Source organism: Salinimonas iocasae, from assembly GCF_006228385.1.
Classification (GTDB): Bacteria; Pseudomonadota; Gammaproteobacteria; order Enterobacterales; family Alteromonadaceae; genus Alteromonas; species Alteromonas iocasae.
Genome location: NZ_CP039853.1, coordinates 1 through 22903, shown reverse-complemented (window position 1 = coordinate 22903; position 22903 = coordinate 1). Strand labels below are relative to the sequence as shown.

The 22903-nt window shown below is 41.3% G+C and carries 19 protein-coding genes and 1 pseudogene; 9 read left to right on the top strand and 11 right to left on the bottom strand.

Features of this window, described 5'->3' with window-relative positions:
* Positions 1-3: 3 nt before the first annotated feature.
* The 4 genes from FBQ74_RS17285 to FBQ74_RS17270 all read right to left on the bottom strand — a co-directional run bounded on the left by FBQ74_RS17285 (position 4) and on the right by FBQ74_RS17270 (position 5858).
* Positions 4-1191: an acyltransferase family protein gene (locus tag FBQ74_RS17285; RefSeq protein ID WP_139758028.1), complete on the bottom strand. Its 1188-nt coding sequence runs from the start codon at positions 1189-1191 to the stop codon at positions 4-6.
* A complete protein-coding gene (locus FBQ74_RS17280) occupies positions 1188-1640 on the bottom strand; it encodes a hypothetical protein (RefSeq protein WP_139758027.1) in 453 nt (150 codons plus the stop codon). Before FBQ74_RS17280 ends, FBQ74_RS17285 begins: the two co-directional genes overlap by 4 nt.
* Before the next feature lie 149 nt (positions 1641-1789).
* Positions 1790-2209 carry a hypothetical protein gene (locus tag FBQ74_RS17275; RefSeq protein WP_139758026.1) on the bottom strand — a complete coding sequence of 140 codons (420 nt, stop codon included), beginning with the start codon at positions 2207-2209 and terminating at the stop codon, positions 1790-1792.
* Positions 2210-2483: 274 nt separating this feature from the next.
* The gene (locus tag FBQ74_RS17270; protein WP_139758025.1) at positions 2484-5858 is read right to left on the bottom strand and encodes a UvrD-helicase domain-containing protein; all 3375 of its coding nucleotides are present in this window, start codon (positions 5856-5858) and stop codon (positions 2484-2486) included.
* Positions 5859-6043: 185 nt separating this feature from the next.
* On the opposite strand from FBQ74_RS17270, the gene FBQ74_RS17265 reads away from it, so the two are divergent.
* Complete coding sequence (locus FBQ74_RS17265) at positions 6044-6271, top strand: hypothetical protein (protein ID WP_139758024.1); 228 nt, start codon at positions 6044-6046, stop codon at positions 6269-6271.
* Between the two features lie 60 nt (positions 6272-6331).
* Positions 6332-6865, top strand: coding sequence for a hypothetical protein (locus FBQ74_RS17260; protein WP_139758023.1), 534 nt, complete (start codon positions 6332-6334; stop codon positions 6863-6865).
* 15 nt (positions 6866-6880) lie between these two features.
* Here FBQ74_RS17260 and FBQ74_RS17255 read toward each other — a convergent pair.
* The 5 genes and pseudogenes from FBQ74_RS17255 to FBQ74_RS17235 all read right to left on the bottom strand — a co-directional run bounded on the left by FBQ74_RS17255 (position 6881) and on the right by FBQ74_RS17235 (position 11643).
* Positions 6881-8043: pseudogene (locus tag FBQ74_RS17255) on the bottom strand (IS3 family transposase).
* Between the two features lie 95 nt (positions 8044-8138).
* Positions 8139-8474, bottom strand: a complete 336-nt coding sequence (locus FBQ74_RS17250; protein WP_139758022.1) for a hypothetical protein — start codon at positions 8472-8474, stop codon at positions 8139-8141.
* A 476-nt stretch (positions 8475-8950) separates the two neighbouring features.
* Positions 8951-9280, bottom strand: coding sequence for a hypothetical protein (locus tag FBQ74_RS17245; RefSeq protein ID WP_139758021.1), 330 nt, complete (start codon positions 9278-9280; stop codon positions 8951-8953).
* A 152-nt stretch (positions 9281-9432) separates the two neighbouring features.
* Entirely contained in the window at positions 9433-10368 is a 936-nt protein-coding gene (locus tag FBQ74_RS17240; protein WP_139758020.1) for a ParB N-terminal domain-containing protein, read from the bottom strand.
* A 9-nt stretch (positions 10369-10377) separates the two neighbouring features.
* Entirely contained in the window at positions 10378-11643 is a 1266-nt protein-coding gene (locus tag FBQ74_RS17235; protein WP_139758019.1) for a ParA family protein, read from the bottom strand.
* A 208-nt stretch (positions 11644-11851) separates the two neighbouring features.
* Between FBQ74_RS17235 and FBQ74_RS17230 the strand changes: the two genes are divergently transcribed.
* Entirely contained in the window at positions 11852-12082 is a 231-nt protein-coding gene (locus FBQ74_RS17230) for a hypothetical protein (RefSeq protein ID WP_018984072.1), read from the top strand.
* Between the two features lie 140 nt (positions 12083-12222).
* Here FBQ74_RS17230 and FBQ74_RS17225 read toward each other — a convergent pair whose 3' ends face one another.
* A complete protein-coding gene (locus FBQ74_RS17225) occupies positions 12223-12960 on the bottom strand; it encodes a DNA/RNA non-specific endonuclease (RefSeq protein WP_139758018.1) in 738 nt (245 codons plus the stop codon).
* Between the two features lie 322 nt (positions 12961-13282).
* Between FBQ74_RS17225 and FBQ74_RS17220 the strand changes: the two genes are divergently transcribed.
* The 6 genes from FBQ74_RS17220 to FBQ74_RS17195 all read left to right on the top strand — a co-directional run bounded on the left by FBQ74_RS17220 (position 13283) and on the right by FBQ74_RS17195 (position 19397).
* Complete coding sequence (locus FBQ74_RS17220) at positions 13283-13693, top strand: hypothetical protein (protein WP_139758017.1); 411 nt, start codon at positions 13283-13285, stop codon at positions 13691-13693.
* Positions 13694-14236: 543 nt separating this feature from the next.
* Positions 14237-14509 (top strand): hypothetical protein, encoded by a 273-nt coding sequence (locus FBQ74_RS17215; protein ID WP_168190724.1) that lies wholly within the window; start codon positions 14237-14239, stop codon positions 14507-14509.
* A gap of 1034 nt (positions 14510-15543) precedes the next feature.
* On the top strand, positions 15544-16002 hold the full coding sequence (locus tag FBQ74_RS17210; protein WP_139758015.1) for a hypothetical protein: 459 nt from the start codon (positions 15544-15546) through the stop codon (positions 16000-16002).
* Positions 16003-16686: 684 nt separating this feature from the next.
* Positions 16687-16866, top strand: a complete 180-nt coding sequence (gene csrA, locus FBQ74_RS17205) for a carbon storage regulator CsrA (protein WP_018984065.1) — start codon at positions 16687-16689, stop codon at positions 16864-16866.
* Positions 16867-17019: 153 nt separating this feature from the next.
* Positions 17020-18741 carry an adenine nucleotide alpha hydrolase family protein gene (locus tag FBQ74_RS17200; RefSeq protein ID WP_232372041.1) on the top strand — a complete coding sequence of 574 codons (1722 nt, stop codon included), beginning with the start codon at positions 17020-17022 and terminating at the stop codon, positions 18739-18741.
* A gap of 104 nt (positions 18742-18845) precedes the next feature.
* Positions 18846-19397: a SprT-like domain-containing protein gene (locus FBQ74_RS17195; protein ID WP_139758014.1), complete on the top strand. Its 552-nt coding sequence runs from the start codon at positions 18846-18848 to the stop codon at positions 19395-19397.
* Between the two features lie 49 nt (positions 19398-19446).
* Here the strand turns inward: FBQ74_RS17195 and FBQ74_RS17190 are convergent, their stop codons facing one another.
* Positions 19447-20745 carry a replication initiation protein gene (locus FBQ74_RS17190; RefSeq protein WP_139758013.1) on the bottom strand — a complete coding sequence of 433 codons (1299 nt, stop codon included), beginning with the start codon at positions 20743-20745 and terminating at the stop codon, positions 19447-19449.
* Positions 20746-22903 lie beyond the last annotated feature (2158 nt).

Sequence of the window (22903 nt, the reverse complement as noted above, 5' to 3'; positions counted from 1 at the left end):
ATATCAATTCTGAATCTTGGCCTTGTAATCATCGTATTTAATCTGAAACTTAATACTTTTAGCCTTAATGATTGGCCTTTCAATCCATCTATAGCTAACCAAACCAATAAGGTAAGAGGTCGCTAATGTGGCCACACCGGCTAAAAGTGTTTCTATTCCCCATGGTAAGGAAAATGTATTAACTATAGGCACGGCTAACCCCCCCAAAAGTGGATAGTGAAATAGATAAATACCGAAACTCGACTTTCCTAGAGACTGTAGACTTTTATTGTTGAGCGCATTCTGCAGAACAGGCAAATGCAATAAGCCCAGTAATAAGCCACCCCAAGCAATACCGTACAAGGTATAAGCTATATTAGAAGCGTGTTCACTGCCCTTTCCAACCAGAAAAGGATTAGATGCTCCTCCTTTCAGGTTAATCAGGAGCATGGCGGCACCTACTGCAAAAAATCCTAAAGCTACCAGCCGATGATTTCGAGTTAAGCGGCGCCACAGTAAATCTACGCCAAATATCAGTGCTCCAATCCATATACCTACAAAGAGGTAGCCGCTTACAACGAAATAGGAAATACTCAAAAAGACCGACAGACACATGGCTCTGGTAACCTGGCTCGATGCCAAATTATTTAGGATGCAGCCAAAGACGCCGAACGTGATCACCGCAAACATTTCCGGCGTCATCATCCATAATACAGGGTTATGACGATAGTCAAAGGCAAACAAAGAAGAGCCGAACCCCTGCACTAACACGTCCCAAAATATCATAGGTTCTTGGCTTTGATAGATGTTCTTCAGTTTCGAGCCAGTTTCTTGAATAAAAGCATCGTTATTAAGTAAACCCAATTGACCTGATATGAGCACGAAGAGCAACGAAGCTGTGATAGGTACTGCGAAACGCAAATATCTTCGCCCTATCTGTTGAATATGGAAGGTTCTCTCTCTGTTGTCTGCATACCAGACCGATCGCATTAGCAAATAGCCTGACAATACAAAAAATCCAGATACAGCGAAGGCCCCATTGTAAATATATGTGAGCGGAGAAAATATAAAAGTTAAGTCAAAGTATGAGCCATTGTGCCATACAGTCTCGTGCGTCATAGCTGTTGGATAAAAGACTTTCAAAAAGTGTTCGCCAAAGACAATTAACGCCAATAAGCCACGCAGGCCATCAAGATAACCTAATCGCTTCATTTAATAGCTCCAGTTTTCTGACTCGCCAGGTCGGCTTTTGCTTGTAGCAGCGTGTCTCTGAACATTAGGGGGATACTATCGCTCACTGGTTTGCCATCTATTGAAAAATATCTACTTTTCTTTGTAATGTGGCCAGCACTTGTCAGAAAAAGGCCTTGGTCATTCCAATACAGTTCATCGCCATCAATAGTCAGAATAGGGCTACCATCCTTGAACACTATTTTTCCATAACGGTTCATGTAAACAGCCTTTGCTATGGCAAATGTTTCACCATTTTCAAACTTAACCACTTCCCTCTCGAGGCGTTTTTCATCGTAGGTAATAAGTTGCCAGGGACCTTCGCTTCCAAAAGGTGGGGACATACTAATAGTTGAAATTGAATTTTCAGGCGCGCAGCCCAAAGCAGTGACAGCTAAAAAGAGAGTAAGAACGAAACGTATGTTTTGCATGGTTATGACCTTGCCAACTAAGGTTCGGTCATCTTACGGAGATGCTGGTGACGTCGATATACAATAAGTTCAATAAATAGGGATTTAAAAAATGGACAAATGCCAATATGTTGCCCTGACTTCATACAGGCACTATGTAAGGAAAACAGCTAGTTTATTTTTTTAATCGTGGCTGGGTTATGTTCAGACTCTACTTTTGTCGGATCTTCGGGTTCTATCAAATGTTTCTCAATCGATGGATCCAGCTTATCAGGGTCTTCGACAACCTCGGGGGAAACCATATTAATACCATCAAAGCTTTTCTCAGCATCTACACCACTCAATACCATGTGCGCCGAAAGTTGCATTACACCGTCCCTGGTACCGGCTAACTTAACCAGTTCTTCAAAATCTTTATTTGAGAGTTTTCCTTTAAATTTCATATTGAGAATATAGTTTTGAGCCAGCAGACCATGCATCAAGAATTGCGTGTACTCCTTGCCTTCTGGTGACTCTAAGGCAGCCTGTACCTTCTCGCTAGCTTGTGGTTTATATATTCCTTTAGAAACCTTTTTTAACAGGTCTAACATTTCTCTGCCTTCAGATAATTCTTGAAAATGACCGCATCAAGAATGCTACATAATCGTGTACAAAAAACGTAGTATACAGATTGAATATATGGTTAAAAGGAAAGCCCCAACTTTTGATTGCAAAAATACGAGCCATATTCTTCTGAACACCTTCATTGGCTGGATTCTAGCGCAAAAAAAAATTTTTTCCATTCATCTAAAGAAGTATTACCAATACTCCTTTTCCGATAAAGATACTATACCTCCCTTAAGAGGCTAAATGAGCTCATGCCCATTAGGCTGCTTTTAATGCTTTTCTGTCATACCAAGCAAGTAGGTTTATTGAAGTCAAATAGAGGCCGCCTCTGACATATTTTTCATTGGGAAAGCATTGGCGATACTGTTTCATCTTCCTCTCGTATTGAGAAAGCATCCTTGCTACGAACTTGCTTGTTCCTTCACCTGGATTTGGCTCACTGGTCTTAAAATCAAAAAAATAACGCACTCCATCATCCACAAAGGTATGATCGATTCGCTTGAGTTTCCGTTTGCCACCATCCTTCAAAATAAAACCGACTTCAGTTTCTGAGGATGGTCTTGGTTGTAACAACCAATAAATTGTGTCGTCTTTTTGCAAATAAGATAGTTGATGTTCTAGCTTTTGAATCGCTTTATGAATGAGTCTTACGTTTAAGCCTAACTGCTTAAATTGAGATGAGTATTTAGCTCTTTTGTGTTCGATACCGCCTTTAAAATACGAGTCAATTCCGTGCTTTGCCATATCCTCAAGAGCTTGATGAAGGACAACCCCTGTACACCGGTTAATGTCCCGGCACCAGTCAAATTCAGGAAGCACTTCATTGCAAACGTTTGTTAGGCCTCTATATTGTGCTAACACATTATTTTCGGGTAAAGGGGGTGTAATCACATTAGCTATAATTGTACGTTTGGGTCGTGTATCGGATGAAGACATTTCCCCTCCCTGCCCTACAGTCAAGCCCTCAGGAAGTCGATTATTGATTATTGCTAAAATAGAGGTACCAGCAAAACGTAGTTCCTCTTTTTTGGGATCAGCGAGACCTGTGATGAACATTTTTTTCTTAGCACGCGTTAAAGCAACGTATGCAGTCCTTACTGCCTCTAGAGATTTTTTAACTTTAGAAAAGCCGCGGATCATCTCATTGATTCGAGACTCCTTTACTCCAGTCTCAGTAGACGGTGCAACAACTGGGGTAGGAAGTCCATTGCTAGATAGTAATGTATCGCTATCTATAAGGCGCGCTGTATCACCACGAATAGACTTATGCGAGCCAGGCACAAACACATAATCAAATTCAAGGCCTTTGGCTTTATGGATGGTCATTATACTTACGGACCCTGTTGATTTTTGGTCTATGGCATATAGTCGATCAATTTCATTTTCAAATAGCTCCAGCTCGAAGCCGTTGCTGTCAAACTTTCTAAGCATTTTGAAGAAAGCGTCGATATTTTTGAGCTCCGCTTCAGATTTAAGTGTGCTGAGTCCATTAAGTTCGTAGTAAGCCCCTTTAACTATGTCGCTAAGGGTTTTTCTTTCAAGCTGCCCAATTGACTGCTCCATAACGCGTAACAGTTTTTTTATTCTTGTTTGTGACCCCTTTTGTAACTGGCTTATTATTGTATCGTTTTGAAGAAGGTCGATTATTAGCTCCCCCGGCGTCACATATCCCCTCTCTCCTTTAACTACCAACTCTAGTTCACCAATAGACAATCCGACCATAGGGCTACGAAGAAGTCCTATCCAGGCTGTCTTATCTGCTAAGTGTGAAACTGAGCGAGTAAGCACTGTTAAGTCAATAATTGATGCTTGTCGAGATAACTTATGAATGTCTACAGCACGATGACCAACATCATTGTCCCGAAATGCTTCAGTAATTGCGGATAGGTCGTTTCTGGTACGAGCTAAGACGGCGATGCTGGCTGCTGGGTCCATTTCTTTGATTAGGTCTATCTGTTGGCAGATATAGCTTGCTTCTGTTACAAGTCCGCCACGCTCATCAAACAATTCAACTTCGACAGGGCTGCCTTCAAGCGGTGCTTTTCTGGCGAAAGAAGGGTGAAATCTAGTGGCCCCCGTAACAATATCCTCACAACATCCAAACGCTGGTTCGAAAACATCGTTTATCCAACCCACAAGGCAAGCCTGTGAACGGTAGTTGTTTTCTAATCTTCTGACATTGAACTTTATTTCGTTAATCCCGTTAATCGCAACCAGTGAGAATACCGAGACGTTAGAGCCGCGAAACATATAGATACTTTGTTTTTTATCTCCCACTAAAAACATGCTTCTTCCATCACCCTTTTCCCAACCAAAGGTTAGCTTAGTTAGCAACTCAACCTGGGTGAGGTTACAGTCCTGAAACTCATCAACTAGAATATGCTTATACTTGTTATCTAGTTTAAGTGCCAAATTGGTTGGACTATCTACCTCCCCCAGAGCGGCACTAGCCGAAGCGGCCATTTGAACAAAGTCTATTCGCCCAGTATTTTTGAAAACCAATAACAGACGCGCTGCAAGTAAGGGCAGAAGAGAAATCAGTGAGTCAAGCAACTCCCACTCCTGCTCACAAAAGCGATAGTCGTTTGCTTTGCACATCGCCGGCAACCACATTTGCAGGTTAGAATCTTGAAGATACTGAATGACTTCCTTTGCATTTTCATTGTGCATTTCTGCTATGGATTTTTGCTCTGACTCTTTAAATGCTGTTATGGCTGGAAACCCTTTTGTCTTGTTGAGTTTTTTATAAAAGCTCGGCCGGCCAGATTTGCTCACGAAGTAATCAAGCAAACTTTGGTAAATGTTCAAATCTGAATGATTACTTACCGTTTCAGGCAGTATTGATACTCCAACTAGCGGCTTGAGAGCTTCTCTAAGCGGCTCAACTGCATTTGAATAGGCATATTCAATTACTTGAATTATCTCACTCTCAATTTCCTTACAGGCTCGAATGAATGGGGTGAAAATAACATTTAGCAATTTCAGATTATTCTTTTCTAATGCAGCTCTTCGTTCTGCAGTGTTTTTAGCTTCCAGAATTATAGGCAACCATTGATCCCTGGAACCTAATAGCTCTACGAGCATAGAACTTGCGGTCTCAAAATTATGGTTTACGTGCTGTAACAGCCTTCGAACATTACTGCTCCATGCGCAATCTTTTTTATAATCTCGAAGTAATTCATCAGCGGCTAGTTTATATATAGAGGTAGGGTTATCAGCAACTACTGCAGCGCCACCAACTTTCGAAGTCAATGGGGCCTGTGACACGATACTGGAACACAGTGAGTCGAATGTTTTGATCTCAAGCTGATTGGGGTTTTTGAGGATGTCCCAACCTAAAGCCTTGTCACGAGCCAACACCTTTGTTGCCAGGCTGCGCATTTCCTTTTCGTGTGTCGACTCAACAATGGTTTCCAAATCAACGTTCTTAAGTTCGCTAATAATCCTTTGACGCATTTCTGACGCTGCTTTATTTGTAAAGGTTAAATCAAGTACCTGGTCAGGCGTCGATACTGTCAGATAAGCTTGCAATGTGCGCTTAACCAACTCACTTGTTTTCCCCGTTCCGGCGCTAGCGTCCAAAAGCGTGTGTTGAAGCTGCACGATACTGTCTTTCGAAGTTCTGTCGGTCATCTATATATCCAATAAAATTAAGATTTAAAGACAACGTGCATGCTTTTCCTATAACGTCAAAATAGATGGAACATGAATGAACAAGCTTATTAATTGTCCGCAAAAAGCCTGATAAATCGGGAAATAACAATCAGTGAATGTTGATGATTGATAGTATGCATGGGGTAAATCAAAAAGGACCGATTATGAGCAAACTGACTTCACTACTGAACAAACTTGGCACTATAGAGCGGCATGGTGCTATCTATGTTGCGATATTCATTTTTTTGGCAGTTCTTCAATTTTCAATGTTCCAGGCTTTGCTAGGTGCGGCTATTATTTTCGTTATCATGCTCCCCCACCCTGCAAAAAAGCAGTTTCTCGATGATATTCGTTTTGGTGATTTTGAAGACACCTCAAAAGGTAATCAGTAGATAAAACTGATGTGTCTATATCAGGCCAAAGAAACAGAGAATTGTTGAGGGATAGGACTTATGCTGCACAAATTGTCAAAACTACTAAAAACGAAAGATAGAACTGCAAAGCCCGCTTCAGAAAATCTGCCGTACGTATGGGATATCTACTGCATGAACGGTGTTAATGCGATGTTCCCAAACGCGCCTGAAAATATGGTTCTGTGCCCACCCTTTTTCAGAGCCAAAGAACTTCCTACAATGAAAAATCGGATAAAAGAAGCCGTACACTATTACTCTCCAGTAATGCTGTATAACACTTTGGTTTTTGAGGGCGCCCCAAAAGACGAGGAACTATTCAGTGCACTTACAACATTTGAAAGTACTCTTAGGCAAGCTGATAGGGTTAATCCTTGGATAAATCACTTAAGAACCGCCAGCTTGGCCAAGTCAAAACTCGGGGACTACACACAAGAGCTACCAGAGATGACAAAGGTTGAGCTAAATTTAGCAAGACCGATGTATGAGGAGCTGGTTGGGGAACCAATCAAGAATATAAGCGCGTGGTTTTACAAAAACTGGGATAAACACAAGGATTGGGCACTTACCCAATAAAAAAAACTGTAGTGGTCAATAAAACCCGGACACCTTTTTAGCTAATTCTTCCGCTTTTGCCGGTGGTAGCCCGTCGTTAAATTGATGCGGTCTTTCCCAGTTGTAATAATTCATCAGGTAATATCCCACATCTCGTTTTGCTTCATTAGGCGAACAGTAGCCGGTTGATGGCATCCATTCTGATTTCAGACTTCTGAACACGCGTTCCATTGGGCTATTGTCCCAGCAGTTCCCTCGGCGACTCATGCTCTGGCTCATCTTGTAACGCCACAGCCTTTGTCTGAATTGACGAGCGCCGTACTGAGAGCCCTGATCGCTGTGGAACATCACGCCTGTTGGCTTACCTCTCAGCTCGTAAGCCATGTCTAAAGCTCTTACGGCAAGCTCCGCGTCCGGTCGGTGTGACATACTCCAGCCGATAACTCCTCGGCTATGCAGGTCAATCACAACGGCTGCGTAATACCATGCTGAGCCTGTCCAAATGTAGGTGATATCACCGCACCAGGCCTGGTTGGGCTGTTCCACATTGAACTGCCTGTCCAGTAAATTAGGGATATCTGGCCGCTCAACCTGTACGTTTTTATAAGCGTGCTTACCCGGCTGCTTGCTCGTCAGCCCTTGTTATTTCATCAGCCGGCCTACTTTGAACCGACCCATGACGATGCCTTCATCGCGAAGCATATCAACAAGCGTTCGTGTGCCAGCAGACTGACGACTCTTATCGAACAGACGCTTCACTCTGGCTCGCAGAATACGTCGTTTAGCGCCAATCAGCCGGTGGCGCTTTCGTCGCTCGTAATAGCTACTGACACCAACACCTAGAGCTGAACAGACCAATTCTGTTGATTCATGCACCCTTAACCGGTCTATCAGCACGTGGATTTCAGGTCGTCGGACATTAAGAGTGCAGTAGCCTTTTTTAAAATAGTTTTTTCTCGCTCCAGCCTATTCACGCGAGCTTCAAGTTCCTGAATGCGTTGCTGTTCTGGTGACAGGGCTTTTGATTTTGGCGTGCTGCCGCCTCGTTCGGACTCAAGTTGCTGAACCCATTTGCGCAGAGTATTTTCATGAACGTCTACCGCGCGACTTGCTTCGGGTACACTATACCCCTGATCAAGCACCAGGCTGGCCGCATAAAGTTTGAATTCCGGACTGAATGACCGTCTTTGTCTTCTCATTGAACACCTCGTTATTAAGTGTAATGCTACCACTTAAAACGGTGTTCGGGTTTAGTCTGCCACTACAAACAGCACATATGTGCTGTTTCCTCTTATTAACTTGCTGAGCCGACCAAGAACCTTTGTGCAGGCATCAGTTCTGCAGTAACCACTCTTTGTAGTGTTTCCATCCAACTGGGTGCAGTTAATTCAGTGATAAGCGGTTTTTGATGTTTGTATTCACTTTCGACAAAAACTGGGTTCTTTTTGTGCATCCAGCCAATTTCTTTAGTCTTTTCATATTCATCAAAAATGAAGCGGGGGCGCCGGGTTGTCCAGTACCATACACCGTTTGGCTCCTGCATCACGAATTTAGCATCGTCTGGCAAAGGAATATGTATCCCATCGATACAGAGCACATTCCCTTTATTTTTCTTTGTGGTATCAACCATGATTTTCCCCAGTCTTCAAATTACTTCGTTTTTGACGTACATATGTCGGTAGCTGACATCAAAAACTTTAATACTCATACTATTTCTTTGGACTCAATACTCGCCGCAGTCAAACTCTTAGAAATCTAAACTGGTGATTTGAAAAGTTCATCCAAAGCTTTATTGAACGTATGAAAACGTATTACTTATAGAATTCCGCACTGATTGGCGCATAAGCATCCGTTAATTAGGCAGAAAATATTCCAATATAAGAATGATCTTTTTCTTACCTGAATGCGTTGGAAGGATCGTATATGCAAAATTTGGGGAAAAAAAGGTCAACTGGCGACCAAATTAAGATTATGACGCCCATTAAGGTATTAACGTCTATACCTAAGTGTTATTTAACCCTGCTAAAAGCTGTTTTCTTACTCAGTTCGAAAACTTCAAGCTTTCAGTGCTATTAAATCGAAATTTAATCTTTCGCTTTTGTGGTTTTAATGAGATTGAATTGTCGTGACCTTGAATTGGCGACATTCATCAGGCTTAAGTATTATCTGGGATACTTTTTCAATTAAGCTACTATACACATCATTCAGACCTTCATAGGTAGAGGCTCTCTCCACTAAAGCCATCGCATCCTTATTATTAATACTGCCTTGCAACAGTGCTACGACGATATAATTCACAACGATTCTGTTTTTTGTTACTTCAGTAGCATATTGATGAACCACCGTCTTAGTTTTTGGGTCGCCTAGAGAATCATCAAGTTGTGGTTGGTACACTTGGGATCCAATATCATCTACTAAACTCTTGATCTTTTGCATTACTTAACTTCATTTCCAATTTGGTTCTGATGTTAAGCCATTAAACAACGATATCTACCTTTTCCCGGATTAAGGTCAGGTAGATAGTATGATTATGAGTCGTCGCGATTGATATTTGCCCAGAAAATACGTTTGGGAGCACCAATAAATATTTATCGCTTGATGAGCTCCTCTAACTTCTCTAGCAAGTCTTGGTCTACGTTTTCTGTATTAAACTTGATGGATATATCATTCCCTTTCACATCAACTTTAAACCCTTTTAAGGGTGTAAGCTTATCCCAAGCTTTATTTTTTTCGGCCTCGACCTTAGGTTCTTGAAGCAATGACTTGATATGTAAGAACGCTACCTCAGCAGACTTCTCAGCATCTTGAACAGAATCAAATGCCTCCTCTTCTTGGACTTGGGGCAAATGACCTTCCAGCTTTGAAAGTTTATCTTCTTCTTTTTTAAGGTAACGCAGCCATTTATAGCGAATATATCGAAGTCCCGGGAAAGCCCCATATATGTATGGAGGGAATTTCGTAAATGCTATTGCCTCGGACACTTTGCCGAGAGCAATCCCCTCTTGCTCAGCTAATTCGCCCATTCTGACTCCCTCACCTCTTCCCTGGTACCTTTCAGCTAAGCGAAAACCGATATCTAATATATTCGGGCTATCGTAAATATCTCCTGTCCGTGCTCGTTCAAACTGATCCTGTTTGGTCATGTTTTTAGAAACGAGAACTCTGAAAACACAATCTCCAGGCGTATGTGTGACACAATATAGCCTGCGCAAGCCTTTTATAATGTGCAGCTTACTATCAATCTCAACAGCCTCGGCCACCTCAGAGTTAAACCCAGCTTTAGAGATAGATGGATATATATCAGCCACAGCCCCCATAGTTAACATATTCCAACAGCGTTGATTGTCTTCATGGGGCAAGCATAATTCTTTAGCTTCTTCTTTAGATAATTCTTTATACTCGAATTCAATAGGCGCTTGCTGGGGAACTACAGAAGGGGCTTTAACCTTCGGTTGTTGATTGAGCATCGCCCCCAATTTTGACTTGTTCTTTGAACCGCCATACATCTGTGATGGACTTTTCATACCTGTACCTTACTTAGTTCTTGCAAAATGGCTGGTCAGACGTAGCTTTACCTCTCGAACAAAGCTATTAATTGCCATTGTAGATTTATCCAACTGCCGTGTTGAAACCAGCTTTTCTGATTTTCTTATATCGAGGGGGGTTCGGTGAATGCTAACAGCCACTTCAAAAGCGTTAGATTTGGGAATAGTGGTGTTAAACATCTTATCGCCAACGTGACGCTTCATTCTCATAAGCACATCATCACTGGCCGGTTTATCGTCTTCAAACATTGTAGCTACAACGTGAACACCTTTTATCTGCTTGCCTTCAGCTGGAAGTTGTTCGAACTTATCAGGGAGGTCTATTAAATACTCTTTAACAGCAGACCAATCTAAGCTTCGTGTAGCACAGGGAACAATCACAAAGTTACAAGCCTCATAACCAGACCAAACTAACGGGTTAATGCTTGGAGCTGAATCAAAAATTACAATATCAAAGTCATCTTTAACAACATCAATAACTTTTTGTTTAAGTAACTCAGTAACATCCGCCCCACCCTGCTTGGAACCATCTATAATTTCCTGCCAAGCAAATGCGTTGAAGCGTTCGTCTGAAGGGTGAGCAGGCAGCAGTTTTAAATTTGGAATATGCGTATCAAAAAGTGAAGCTTTAACTATTTCTTCATGACTATGCCCGGCACTGATCAGACTTTGATAATCACTATCAGGCTCCTTATCACCAAGCATTAAGTCTACAGCTGTGAGCATCAATTCATCGTTTTCATCGATTTGCATGATATTCCGCTGAGAACCTTGCGGATCTAGGTCTACAAGCAATACTCTCTTTGCTTCGGATACATTAAGTGCCAACCCTACAGCGAGTGATGTTGCAGTCTGAGTTTTTCCGGTTCCTCCTTTTAAAGAGGCAACCATGATTGAAGCTAAACCTTCATGCTCATCTCGCCATAGCTTTTTCTTCATTTTGATTTCGCCGGAACTGTGCAATAGATCTGTAATCATATGGCAGTGCTCTAACGTAAATAAATGACGTTTATTTGCTGCTTGCAGGACGGGAGGTATAAGTCCTTTTTCAATAGCATCGTTCACAAATGATTTAAGTACATTGGTCTGCAGGCCAAGTGCCCTACTTAATTCACTTAATGACAGACTATGGTTCTTAACAACGGTATCAATATCTTGATCTATGTTTTCTTCCTGAATAGTTTTTAACCGTGTTTCACTATCCTCCTGGAGCTTTGCCCCAAGTACTCTCAATTCCCCAATGATGTCTGACATCTGCTATTCCTTAAAAGTTTGCCTGAGCGTAAACCTATCGAATAATTATCCGAAATAAATCACTTGCAACAATATTATTCAATTTATCGTAATATTGCCACAAAAATAATGCTGGCTTTACTGGCAAGGCCTAGAGAAAGGTTACCCAGTTTTTGCAATTGTAATTTACTCTGGTACTATCGGGGTCACTGAATAGCGAGGAGCCATTATGGCTAGTGAAATTTTGAGACTTGTACCCGATTACTATCGTGTTAGTGATTTACACTCACATAGCGGTGAGCAACAGATTACTGAACAAGAGCTTAGAATAAGAGCAACTCAACATTTCGAACTTAGTGAGTCTGATTTAGAAAAGTTGCTAAATGGCGAAGTAGTCGAGTCTTCACATTACCGGATAGAACCGGGTTTTGTTGATACGTTTAATTTAACTGCTGATTAGTTCGCAAAATTTTAAAAGGAAATTTCCAAGCATTCGATCGCGCTTTTGATTAAAACTTACAGCTCAACCTATTGGCTACTTGTGGTGATAAAGTCATAGCATATTGAAGTCATGACTATGACTTTTTCAACCGTTGAAAATTATCTTAGCGAGCATCCTTTTGGAAGCCACCACGTTTTAGAGATTTTGTGACTTGCTAGACCCTCAAGACCAGGCACTTGATAGTTAACTGTATCTAGTATTTTCTGCACAGAAACCTCATATCTGCCTGCATTGTATTGAGTTGCTTGTCTATTGTTAGGGATAATCCAGGCATTAATCTCTCCATCACTTCTAACTAATACTTTCCACATGAAATCAGGCGTAGTGACTCCATGGCTTAATACGAAATGATCGTTTGTCTCATCATTTCCCCAAACGTTACCCAGCCAAACATTTACAGTTCCTAAATCTCTATAACACTCAGTAAGTTTCTCAGTATATCGCCAAAGCCCATGAACATTTTGATACGCTTCATGAAGAACAACATTTGCCATGTTATTGGTTGCGCGCATCATTTTTACGCTATGGTCCCAAAGATTACTATGCACACCGTGACCGCGGTGATACTGCGTGGATCCGGCCGGGCGCTTGAATGTTGAGGTACTTTTCTTCCTGCAGTGTTCAGGTAGCTTATCCTCACGATGGAATCCTTTATAACGCTTTAATTCGCCATTATCAGGAACAGTTTCATACTGAATCCAATTGAAACCCTTATGTTCACAACTGTATTCCATTTGGTAAAAGCCGAAATCTAATAACTCTTTTTCAGATGCCTTCACCCCGCTAGCGTACAAGCACATACCTAATACAATCACTAACTCAATAATTTTTTTCATAGCTCACCTATATATTCTTTTCATTCAAGGGTTATAACTTCAGTTGAACTGTGACCGAGACTAACGTTGTGTCCAATTCAGGAGAACCAATTCATAACAGGCTTTTTTCAACGGTTGAAAATTGGGTCATCAAAATAATGTCGCAACACACTGTTAGTCAGGACCTAATAAAAGTATGAAGAATAATTCTTCCTGTTAGCAGCGCAAAGGTGTGATATTGCACTTCTTTGCAGCGTAGATGATGCAAAAGTCTATACAGTCTATATAACTAGCGTTATCGACCGCTTATTCTTGATGGAGGTTAATTGGTAAGAGTTAAGTCATGTTTTTAAAAGGCCCTATGAGATTCCAGGCTTCCAAACAAAAATTAGATGTGAAACTAAACTGCGGTCAAATCAGAATCAGGAATTCTGGTTTTAGTGATCAAATAAGCAGCCTTTATTTCGTTGTAGAAAGCAAAAACTATCTATATCACATCAACGGAACATTTTTGGGGATAGAACTGACAGACGATATTATCAAGGTGGCTACGTTGATTAAGTGTTTATTTAATGATCCTCAAGAGGTTCTTATGTGGGCTCAATCACATTGTGAGTGTAAGCAAAGGATATGTAATGAACCTAATGGTGATATGGTAGAATGTGTACCCGTCAAAAATGCTTCAATATTAGCATCAGGTATAACGGTTCCTCTTTTAGAAGTAGCTAACGGTCGCTTTGAGATACGCTGTTAATAGCGGGGCAAACCTGTTTGCCCTACTCCACTTTAGACGTCCAAGCTTTACAACACTCCCTACTTTTTCAACCGTTGAAAATATACGGCAGCAAACGCTAAATTTAGTTTTTATTCATAAGTTAGAAGACCCTCCTCTCTCCTTCAAACGGGCGGTTCCCTCAAATTCGACTTAAGCCTTTAACTCAATACGTTGACCTAGAATCCAACTAACTGAGAGTACGAATGAAACAGTCAACGCTAAAACATATTTCTTTTGAATCAAAATCTTTACTTGAGGTATTAAGGGGCGAACCGGGCAACTATGGGGTTTTCTTACCAGTAGCTGACGACGACGGTAGCTACTGTCAATCGATTAAAAAGTTTTCTAGTCAAATAAAGTCTCGCTCAACAAAACTCAAGGTGAAGTGCTCGATTGAAACTTTTTTTATAATAACAAATGGCGAAATACCAAAAGTCATTAAAGTCGTTAAGGTTACACGTCAGTAAAGTATTGACTTAGTTTGTCCCATACTCAGAAAGGAGAATCTTCATGAATTGTAAAATGGATAGCGTGTTGCCGGGAGCTACCTATTGCGAGATCTTAACTATCGATATGCAGCATATTCTCGGTAGACACAACGAAACTGAAGCTTTCGAAGAGTGGCGTTTTATAAGTCAAGTATCAAGCTATGCAAATTTAAACAATGATGTGGGTCATATTTATGAGCTTATTGTCAGCATGGCTATAAATCATTCTGGTGTACCAGACTTGTTGAGGCCAGCATTTAGGAGAGCGAGAGAATTTGGCTACAAGTATATTAAGTCTAAAAAATGAAAGGTACCGTTGACTCGCTAACGCTTCAGCCTCATAAGTAAAAATCACGCTAAATGTACATTAGTACCACCAGCTAAATCATGGACTTTCTTAATGACTTGTTTTAAAAAACCATTGAATGAACTATCTGAACAAACTTTTTGCGGATAGATAATGGGGCACCATGTTCGTATTGCCAATCACATTCAGCAGACAATTCAAGATAGATGTATCCTTGACCTTCTTACTTATCAGGCACTGAATTCACCTAATAAACAATTCAATATTAGTGGAGTCCAACAACTTATAGGCCAGTGCAGCGATACACACAATCTAACATCATTATTTGACCTAGCAGTTTTTATAAAGCACCCAACGGATACCCAATTTATCCTGGAGACTGTATTTGCTGACCCGGACTGGGAATACTCAACCGATGTTGCGCAGTATCTAAACGATACAGCTTAATTTGAAAGAACCTTTATCGCACTAAGGGATTGGCTTCTGACTTGATGATTGTGGAGCCGTTCACAAGCAACAATGACATTTTAAAAGATATGACCTTGTAAGCCGCAGGCCTGTAACACCTTGAACGTTTCATTTTTCACCAGTTGAAACTTCAGATGAAACACATTTTCAACCGTTGAAATTTCTGCCTCAGCACTTCAAATCTGCAAGCTTATACTTTTTTCAACGGTTGAAACTTCACATTAAGCACATTTTCAACCGTTGAAATTTCTGTCTCAACATTTCAAATCTGCAAGCTTATCTTTTTTCAACGGTTGAAACTTCACATTAAGCACATTTTCAACCGTTGAAATTTCTGTCTCAACATTTCAAATCTGCAAGCTTATCTTTTTTCAACCGTTGAAACTTCACATTAAGCAAATTTTCAACCGTTGAAATTGCTGTCTCGGAATTTCAAACTGCAAGCTTATCCTTATTTCAATATCAGCATTGCAAATATGCAGTCACACCATTGTTTATCTTCCACAGGTTTTGCCTTGTCTACCAACTTCTTCACTTTATAAGTTCTTACTTTAGGAGAACAGCGAATGGAAGAAAATTTTGTGGATCGATTGAATATCATTAGTGATAGATCTACCTGTAAAGTAGATAGTAGTGCTATGGGGCAGGGTGCTAATGATACCCCTTGTTTTGAAGTCTCTACCTGCATCAGATTACCTACACAGTCTCTATGTGACAGCATAACCAGCAGAGACATAGAAGAAATCTTAACTCGCGTAGCAACAAAAAGTGAATTTAAAAGATATTTATTTGACCGCGCTGTATGCAATCGGGATTCAATACTTTCAGAGATTGAAAACGAACTGGCTATAGGAATTAATATTCAATATTTCTCAGGTAAGGAAACTTTCATAGTGGCCGGTCAGCATGATTGGTTGATTGTGCTAGAAAGGTTAAGAGAAGTATTTACTCATATATCTTTGGGCAAACAGTTTAGCGGTTACCATACTTATAACTTGTCAGCAGGTGGCGCCACACATCATTGAGAGTGGGGGAGTAGTATTAAATAATGCTGAAGTGCTGCTCCTATGACCATAAAGTTCGATGTTAGGCATCGACATTCCGTATAAATTGCACGATATCCACCAGCTGCAACATTACTTCCATTGAAATATTGGAGGTAACATGAATTATTTAAAGCTAACCACCGAAAACCGTCACGTTCTCTATGTAAAATCTATGAGCAAGTTGCACCGGATAACCCACTTGGCCTTTAATGAAGTAGGTCATACTATCCTGTTTAAGAATAAGGACAAAATAGCGGTATAAACCTTGCCAGGTTTTCCAGAGATTCAGCTGATGGCCGATTTATATTCAGGGTCAAATAAATATGACCTTGAAAATTTGTCGTCGAACTCACTCCCTTTTGCTGGCATGTATATGTATACCTATGGAGGTTATTTTCAAATAGCAGGGGTTTTTGACACCGTTACATCAGCAAATGCATTCCTACTTCAACGCCCAGACACAGCACCATTAGACTCAACAACATTTAAAAAAGGTGATGTACAACTTCATTTCATCTGCGCTATGAAAAAGTCTCGGATAATAACCAAATAGTCGATAAATCGGGAATCTGTTTCACACTTGACTTAGACTCCCGTATTTTAACTCAAGCGCCTGCTATCGCTGGCGCTTACCACCAATCTTAAATATATAAAGGACTTTCAATGCTAATTTTGACACGCCGGGCGGGTGAATCACTAAGAATTGATGATGACAAAACAATCACAGTGCTTGGTATAAAAGGAAACCAAGTTAGAATAGGTATTTCTGCTCCCCAACATGTAGATGTCCATCGTGAAGAGATCTATGAGAAAATTCAGAATGAGAAATCTTCTGCTCAATAACTAGTGGGACCCAACAGCCCGACTTTTCGACCACCTTATCATCTATATGAACTAAACGTTTTTTATTTTGGTTCCAGAGGTTAGCTGCCCTCTGAGTTGCCACCGCCGCCTCACGTGACACATTAACCCTATATTATTCAAAGGGTTAAAATCATGCAGCTGTCAAAACTCAATCGAACCGTTGATACATTTACCAATCTTTTCTCAAATAACTGGGTAGTCACTGTAGGTTTATCTGGCAAAGACAGCATTTGTGTAGCGCACTGCGCTGTTGAAGGGCTCAAGCAGGCTATCAAAGAAAACCCTATGGCAGGTCCACTATATATCGTGACAACCAACACCACGATAGACAACTTTGAACTTCATAACTTTATCCTTGATGTACACGATGCTGCGACCAGGTTCGGTCGCGAACATGGACTTCCAATTTATACCAAAGAGATCACCCCCTCACTATCTAACCTACCGATGGTTGAGTATTTGGGACGTGGAAAGCTGCTCAGAACACCTATGACGAGCAACAATGGACGTGATTGCACCATAGATTGGAAAATTGAGCCAATGAAGCGCTTTTTGAGAGAGGTTAAGGCAACGCACCAGACTGAAAAGGTTGTTTCCGCCAGCGGTACTCGCAGCCAAGAGTCTGTCATCCGGGCAGCCAATATAGAAAAGCGCGGTGAGACTGCAGATAGTGTTGTGCGCACAGATATGGGCTTTACGATTGCTCCAATCAAAGACTGGAGTCTTACAGATGTATGGTCGCTGGCCAACGCAATCGAGCAAGACGATATCGAGTCTTTTATAGAAGACCATGCTAAAGGGCTTAGAAAGCACTATGCTGCAGGCAACTCTGGTACTTGCGATCTTTTCGCAGGTACTAATAAGCAAACAGACAAGGCCTGTGGGGCACGATTTGGCTGTATGTTGTGCGCCATGGTCGAAAATGACAAAAGCTTGCAGGCTCAGATAGATACAAGCCAGGAGACATACGGGTATATGGCTCCGATGGTCAAACTTCGTAAATTTATGGTTAATACTCTCTATGACTACCAGTATTCGCGCTCCATGATGGGCCGTGAGCTTAAAGCTGGTGGCTTCGTGAAGGTTGGCTACAATCAGTATTCTCTTGCATACAGACAAGATCTGCTTCGTTACGTCCTTACCATTGATGCACTTGAAGAAGAAGCATTTTACGATCGGTATGGATATGAGGCTCACAGGTTCCAGCTAATAGGCTACAAAGAGTTATTGATGATTCAATATCACTGGGCACGAGAGGGTGGTGAGCAGCTCGCAGGAGAGGCAATTCGCATTTGGCATGAAGTTCATACTGATGGATTGCGTTATCCAATACCTAATACTCAATATGCTGAACCAGCCAAATTACCTGAATACAGATACTTCGACATCAATGGCTATGTATCACTCCATGAATGCACAGGCTTGCATGAAGATGACCGCCATAGCGTCGTCACTGGCCGACTTCACCGAGTAGCGAAGCTGGGGACAGAAATTGACCTGGTGCCATTCGAGGAAGCAAATAGTGCTGAAATCAGAAGCGAGTGCGGGATGGCCATGAGCTTTGTAGAAGAGTGGTTCCCGGATTCACTCAACATGGGACACTGGGGTAAAGGTAAGTGTCCAACTACGATTATCAAAGCCATGTTGGAATGTGGCCTTTTGAACATATCTGTACGGGGGCGTCAATTTCAAAAGAAGAGTATACAACACATTTATTATTGGCCAGTCAGAAACAGACGAAGACTCAGCCACAGGCAGTCATGGACTTTTAGTCAGCTTCAGGCTGACTGCCTGCCCCCTTATCGCTATCGCTTCAGGGGTTGGCTTAAACTGCTTTCAAATTATACCCATTAGCATCCCTAATAATTTTTTAGGTGGGGTAGGGCGGGGCTGCTGCATAATTTGACCAGGACTTTCCTCAAGCTACGTTGCACTGTATTCAAATTAAGGTGCAATTTATGAAGATCACAGAAGAAATCATACAGGCTGAATTATCAAGGTGCTTGGCTAAAGCAAGGAAAGCATTTCTCGAAGCGCATTGGGCTCATCCATTTTCAAAGCTTACTGTTGAAATGCTTGCTACAAAGTATGGTGAAGCGTCGAGGGACGGTACGATCAAAATAAGCTCGGCATTTTTAAATACTCCAGCATTGGCACAATTAACCAACACATTGCTGCATGAGATGGCGCATTTGATAGTAGGCCTAGAGCAAGGGCACAACATGCAGTTTAGGCACGCCCTGGGAATGTTGTTGGAAAGTGAAAGTCTACCGTCTGAAGCTTTAAAGCAGTCAATTAAAAACAATACCCCTTACAAATATCGTCTGCTTGCATATACAAGCGCTGGCGAGGTGCTTGATTTAGGTGGGGCTTATAGAAGGACCAAGCGTTATCTTCAGTATAAAGGCAACCACAGCTTTAAAGGCGCACGTATTATGAAGTATGAGTATATTGCCTTCTCTTGTTCTGTTCCTGAAAATTTAATACGTGATGAAAGTTTAAGTAAATGACGAGAATTAAAAAAGCGCCTTAAAGCGCTTTCTTATACTCCACGGATAGCTAACTCTGATTCACTCGCTCTGTAAGTGACTGAAGTAGTTCTTTACGCATGAATACATAGCCTTCCGCGAAATCTCGAAATTTTGTTACAAGTTCATGTCCTTCCCAATCTCCTTCTAGAAACTGCTTCAGAGCAGTATCGTCAGCCGGCGAGGATTTTTTAAGTCCATTTAAACTGGTCTTAAATGACTTGTGGAAAAGCTCCTTGATCTTGCCAGCCTCTTCACTGGTAAGTAGTGGGCTGAACTCATCGTATTTCAGTTTTTCAAGCGAACCATTAGATGCTGTTAATGATGGCATGGCTTCTTCAGCTTTAATCTTAGGCCTAGCAGCATTGTCCTCATAACCATCCTTGAAAGCAGCGAACGCAAAAGCGGCACGATTTCGAATGCTATCGTCTGTTCGGAACTTTTTATCCAACCATTTCAGCTTTCCTTCTATATGATCGTTGGTGAAGGCATTAAAAATGTCACGTATCTGTGCTTTAGTGAATCCAATGATTGCAAGCTTAGACTCAATGTCTGATTGCTCAGGAAGAACATCTTGCTCGATAAGAAAGTCTGTCTGCTTGGCTTTCCTTACAAAAAACCTCATAGACTTGATTGGCCGGCCAGTGGTTTCCATATCAAGCTCAATACCAGCAACCATCTTAATTTGCTCAATAGCTTGTCTGAGTTTGCGGTTAAAGTATTTAGTTGCTTTATAGGCGTCCTTATCTACACCTAGAAGATTTTTAAGAACATCTATCTTTAACCATGGAGTTTGCCCTATATCAACGTATCTTATTGTATTTTCATACAATGCGAATGCTATATCACTCTGTATCTGATTTGTTATCTGAGAGTTAATCTTAGCGTAAACTTCAGGGTCCAGAAGCGCACTTCGTATTTCGCTTGGGAAGCGCCATGTAATATGGCCATTGTGGATTTTGACATAGCTTAGAATGGGCATGATTTCCCAACTACGTTTGCCCTCGATAAGGTCAAATTCTATAGATATTTGGGAAAGCTCTCTCCAAATAGACTTCAAGTAATCGTAGTCATTACTATTGTATTCAACGTACTGTCTAAACTCATGGATAGAAACTGTGTGATTTAACTCGGTTCCTTCTTGCTCTTTGAGATAATCGTGCAATTGGCCAGCTGAAGCCATTCGAACTTCGCGTTGAGCAAACCAAAGTGCAGCGTTAATGCTTTTTCGGTGCATTAAGCTTAGCCCGACACTACCAATATGAACAGCAGCAACGTGCTTCCTTAGCGGTACAACCTCCGTTTTTCCGCGAACTGCTATCGACTTCATTTTTATTATTCTCCGCAAGGTGACTTAGCGTTTATCACCTTGCAGATTTTGGCCGCGGATCCCAGATCGTGTCAACAGCAAATCGGGTTTATTTTTAATCATTTCCAATATGTTTATTCAAAGGTGACCATTTACAGGAAATATCTTTGTCAAAGGTGACCATTTACAGGAAACAGGTCACTTTAACGAAGGTGACCATTTACAGGAAGCAGGTCACTTCAGCAAAGGTGACCATCTACAGGAAGCAGTCACTTTAGCAAAGGTGACCATCTACAGGAAGCAAGTCACTCTAGCAAAGGTGACCACTTACAGGAAGCAGGTCACTTTAGCGAAGGTGACCATCTACAGGAAGCAGGTCACTCTAGCAAAGGTGACCATCTACAGGAAGCAGTCACTTTAGTGAAGGTGACCATCTACAGGAAGCAGTCATCTTAGCGAAGGTGACCATGTACAGGAAGCAGGTCACTCTAGCAAAGGTGACCACTTACAGGAAGCAGGTCACTCTAGCAAAGGTGACCACTTACAGGAAGCAGGTCACTTTAGCGAAGGTGATCATCTACAGGAAGCAGGTCACTCTGGCAAAGGTGACCACTTACAGGAAGCAGTCACTTTAGCGAAGGTGACCATCTACAGGAAGCAAATCACTTAAGCATAGTGATAATTTAAGGGGTATCCTATTAAGTTCATTGATTTTTGAGTAATTATCTTGCAGTGTCATAAGCTTGTAACTTTACGCGAAGGCTGATGTACCAAGTAATGGCTGCATAGACTTCCGCAAACACCACTTTTAAAGTAAAGTAAATAATACTGATAAATCGGATTTCCTGTAGATGGTCACTTTAGGGTGTACCAGCAATACTGCTTCGCATTTCCTGTAACTGATCACCTTGTGAAGTAAAGGAAATAATCCTGTTAATCGGATTTCCTGTAAATGGTCACTTTAGGGTATACCAGCAGTACTGCTCCTTATTTCCTGTAACTGATCACCTTGTGAAGTAAAGAAAATAATCCTGATAAATCGGATTTCCTGTAAATGGTCACTTTAGGGTGTACCAGCAGTACTGCTTCGCATTTCCTGTAACTGATCACCTTGTGAAGTAAAGAAAATAACCCTGATAAATCGGATTTCCTGTAAATGGTCACTTTAGGGTGTACCAGCAGTACTGCTTCGCATTTCCTGTAACTGATCACCTTATGAAGTAAAGAAAATAATCCTGATAAATTGGATTTCCTGTAAATGGTCACCTTAGATGTGTACTAGCGTTCTGCTTCGCATTTCCTGTAAATGATCACCTTTGTGTTGGTTTGCTATTTCAGCTACTTTGATAATAGACACTCATTTAACGAAGCAAAGAAATCAGGCTTTACCCAATTAATCTTCCTGTAAGAGGTCACCTTCACACAGTTTGAAGGTGACCTCTTACAGGGAATAAAGTGACTGTCTACAGGATGAAAGTGATCACTTACGGTATCATTTGAACAAAGTATCGCCACAAGGTGATCATTTGCAGGACCTGTATCAGATCACCTTTATCCCTGTATCAGATCACCTTTCTTCCTGTAAGCGATCACCAACTTCCCGTAAATGATCACTTTCCTTCTGTAAACGATCACCTTTGAGCGCGACAGCCCTTTATTGACGGGGGCTCTAGCCTCCCTAAACGTTAAAGAATCTAAAGATCTAAAGATCTCTAAAAGATCGTCGACGTATTTATAATTTTGTAAAAATGTTTCACTGAGCAGTGTTTGATGCCAGCTATGAAAAACAGGTTCCTTAAAGAAAAGATATACAACACAACGCCTCTATTGAATAGGGCTAGGGGGTAGGGGCTCTATTTCTGCCAGATTTGCAAAAATCCTATCACTGAGAATTCTCCCTATCTTCAAAGACTCAAGGATTAAAATGAGTGCACTAGACGTTGGCTTAGCGCTGACATGCGATGACAATAGGTCGGTTATGTGTTCGGTATCACCCTTACATTTCCAAATGTATTTAAAACAGGTACCGAGGCACGAAGATTCTTCAATAAGACATACTTTGAAAATCTCGGTGCAGATGGTTTATGTAGATTGGTAGCCAAGGGCCGGGACGACCTTTTTCAATGTCGTACTTTTTCGGTGAAAAAGAGCCTGAGATTAAATTGGCTGGACTACATAG

Coding starts and splice junctions, on each gene's coding strand:
- FBQ74_RS17195 (WP_139758014.1), top strand. CDS start 18,846: ATGAAGATCACAGAAGAAATCATACAGGCTGAATTATCAAGGTGCTTG.
- FBQ74_RS17285 (WP_139758028.1), bottom strand. CDS start 1,191: ATGAAGCGATTAGGTTATCTTGATGGCCTGCGTGGCTTATTGGCGTTA.
- FBQ74_RS17265 (WP_139758024.1), top strand. CDS start 6,044: ATGAGCAAACTGACTTCACTACTGAACAAACTTGGCACTATAGAGCGG.
- FBQ74_RS17260 (WP_139758023.1), top strand. CDS start 6,332: ATGCTGCACAAATTGTCAAAACTACTAAAAACGAAAGATAGAACTGCA.
- csrA (WP_018984065.1), top strand. CDS start 16,687: ATGCTAATTTTGACACGCCGGGCGGGTGAATCACTAAGAATTGATGAT.
- FBQ74_RS17200 (WP_232372041.1), top strand. CDS start 17,020: ATGCAGCTGTCAAAACTCAATCGAACCGTTGATACATTTACCAATCTT.
- FBQ74_RS17270 (WP_139758025.1), bottom strand. CDS start 5,858: ATGACCGACAGAACTTCGAAAGACAGTATCGTGCAGCTTCAACACACG.
- FBQ74_RS17215 (WP_168190724.1), top strand. CDS start 14,237: ATGGATAGCGTGTTGCCGGGAGCTACCTATTGCGAGATCTTAACTATC.
- FBQ74_RS17190 (WP_139758013.1), bottom strand. CDS start 20,745: ATGAAGTCGATAGCAGTTCGCGGAAAAACGGAGGTTGTACCGCTAAGG.
- FBQ74_RS17250 (WP_139758022.1), bottom strand. CDS start 8,474: ATGGTTGATACCACAAAGAAAAATAAAGGGAATGTGCTCTGTATCGAT.
- FBQ74_RS17230 (WP_018984072.1), top strand. CDS start 11,852: ATGGCTAGTGAAATTTTGAGACTTGTACCCGATTACTATCGTGTTAGT.
- FBQ74_RS17220 (WP_139758017.1), top strand. CDS start 13,283: ATGTTTTTAAAAGGCCCTATGAGATTCCAGGCTTCCAAACAAAAATTA.
- FBQ74_RS17235 (WP_139758019.1), bottom strand. CDS start 11,643: ATGTCAGACATCATTGGGGAATTGAGAGTACTTGGGGCAAAGCTCCAG.
- FBQ74_RS17245 (WP_139758021.1), bottom strand. CDS start 9,280: ATGCAAAAGATCAAGAGTTTAGTAGATGATATTGGATCCCAAGTGTAC.
- FBQ74_RS17210 (WP_139758015.1), top strand. CDS start 15,544: ATGGAAGAAAATTTTGTGGATCGATTGAATATCATTAGTGATAGATCT.
- FBQ74_RS17280 (WP_139758027.1), bottom strand. CDS start 1,640: ATGCAAAACATACGTTTCGTTCTTACTCTCTTTTTAGCTGTCACTGCT.
- FBQ74_RS17275 (WP_139758026.1), bottom strand. CDS start 2,209: ATGTTAGACCTGTTAAAAAAGGTTTCTAAAGGAATATATAAACCACAA.
- FBQ74_RS17240 (WP_139758020.1), bottom strand. CDS start 10,368: ATGAAAAGTCCATCACAGATGTATGGCGGTTCAAAGAACAAGTCAAAA.
- FBQ74_RS17225 (WP_139758018.1), bottom strand. CDS start 12,960: ATGAAAAAAATTATTGAGTTAGTGATTGTATTAGGTATGTGCTTGTAC.